This window comes from Marinimicrobium sp. UBA4509 (assembly GCF_002388575.1).
In the GTDB taxonomy this organism is placed as follows: domain Bacteria; phylum Pseudomonadota; class Gammaproteobacteria; order Pseudomonadales; family Cellvibrionaceae; genus Marinimicrobium; species Marinimicrobium koreense.
In genome coordinates this window covers 40,212-42,391 of the sequence record NZ_DGMV01000058.1, presented here as the reverse complement: position 1 = coordinate 42,391, position 2,180 = coordinate 40,212, and the positions used below count along the sequence as shown (strand labels likewise).

Genomic DNA, 2,180 nt, shown 5'->3' with positions numbered 1-2,180 from the left:
TTTACGGCGTGTCTTGAAAGGGCTTCCCCTCCCCGGACCGGACTTGATTGAACCACCATTAACCGCTCTCACAAAAATTCCCCAAAAACAAGACTGGTCTGGCGGAGCCAATTGCGGATAATGAGCGGCCTTGGCATTTTGTTTAATCAGAGATTCTCAACCTTAGGTCAGCGCATGAACAGCATCTCCCAACGCATCGCCGAAGAACTGAACTGCCGCGAACAGCAGGTCGCAGCCGCCGTCGCCCTGCTCGACGAAGGCGCCACCGTGCCCTTCATCTCCCGCTACCGGAAAGAAGTCACCGGCGGGCTGGACGACACCCAGATGCGTAACCTCGAAGAGCGCCTGCGCTACCTGCGGGAGCTCGAAGACCGCCGCGAGGCCATTCTCAAGAGCATCGCCGAGCAGGAAAAACTGACCCCCGAGCTCGAGCGGGACATCAAGGCGGCGGATACCAAGACCCGCCTGGAAGATCTCTACTTACCCTACAAGCCCAAGCGTCGCACCAAGGGCCAGATCGCCATCGAGGCGGGCCTGGAGCCCCTGGCCGAGGCGCTGCTGGGGGATCCGAGCCTGGATCCGGAGACCGAAGCCGCGAAATACCTGAACCCCGAACACAAGATCGACGACACCAAGGCCGCACTGGATGGCGCCAAGTACATCCTGATGGAGCGCTTCAGCGAAGACGCCGAGCTGCTCGGCAAGCTGCGCCACTTCCTCAAGCACGAAGCCAACCTGAGCGCCCGAGTGGCGCCGGGTAAGGACGCCGACCAGTCCCAGGAAGTACAGAAGTTCCGGGATTATTTTGAGCACGATGAGCCCCTCAAGAGCGTGCCCTCTCATCGCGCGCTGGCCATGTTTCGGGGCCGCAACGAAGGCATTCTCAACCTGTCTCTGACGCTGGGTGAGAAGGAGCCCGAGCGCACCGAAGCCCATCCCTGCGAAGCCATGGTGGCCGATCACTGGCAGATTCGCGACCAGGGCCGGGCCGGGGACAAGTGGCTGGGCGAGGTGGTGCGCTGGACCTGGCGGGTGAAGCTGCTGACCCACCTGGAAACCGACCTGCTCAGTGAGCTGCGGGAAGTGGCCGAGGAGGCCGCGATCAAGGTGTTTGCCGCCAATATGAAAGACCTGCTGCTGGCCGCACCGGCGGGCCAGAAAGCCACCATCGGCCTGGACCCGGGCTTGCGCACCGGGGTGAAAGTGGCCGTGGTAGACGCCACCGGCAAGGTGGTTGATCACGGCGCCATTTTCCCCACCGCGCCTCAATTCAAAATCGCTGAAGCCGAAGCGGTCATTGTCGCGTTGTGCAAAAAGCACGATGTGGAGCTGATCGCCATCGGCAACGGTACTGCCTCCCGGGAAACCGAAAAATTTGTTCAGGACATGCTGAAAAAGCACAGCGACCTGAAAGCCAAGAGCGTGATGGTAAACGAGTCCGGTGCCTCGGTGTACTCGGCCTCCGAGTTTGCCGCCAAAGAATTTCCGGACCTGGACGTCACCATTCGCGGTGCCATTTCCATCGCCCGTCGCCTCCAGGACCCGCTGGCGGAATTGGTGAAAATCGATCCGAAATCCATTGGTGTGGGCCAGTACCAGCACGACGTATCCCAGACCCAACTCGCACGGGAGCTGGACGCCGTGGTGGAAGACTGTGTGAACGCCGTGGGCGTGGAAGTGAACACCGCCTCGGCGCCGCTGCTGGCGCGCGTGTCCGGTCTGAACCAGACCCTGGCCAACAACATTGTTGAATTCCGCAACGCCAACGGCGTGATCCGCTCGCGCAGCGAACTGAAAAAAGTGCCGCGCCTTGGGGACAAAACCTTTGAGCAGGCGGCGGGCTTTTTGCGCATCGCCGGCAGCGACAACCCGCTGGACGCCTCCGGTGTGCACCCGGAAGCCTACAGCGTGGTGGAGAAAATCGCCCAGATCAACGCCCGTGAAGTGAAGGGCCTGATCGGCGACTCGGCGTTTCTGCGCAGCCTGAAAGCGGCGGAGTACACCGACGAAAAATTCGGGGTCCCGACGGTCACCGATATCATCCGCGAGCTGGACAAACCCGGCCGCGACCCCCGCCCGGAATTCAAAACCGCCCAGTTCCAGGAAGGTGTGGACACCATCAAGGACCTGGAGCCGGGAATGATCCTGGAAGGCTCGGTGACCAACGTCACCAACTTCGG

At 61.5% G+C, this 2,180-nt stretch carries 1 protein-coding gene; it reads left to right on the top strand.

What is annotated here, in order from left to right; genetic code table 11:
• Positions 1–174: 174 nt before the first annotated feature.
• Positions 175–2,180: Tex family protein (locus tag B3520_RS11330; protein WP_286876078.1), on the top strand; the 2,006-nt coding region annotated here is incomplete at its 3' end.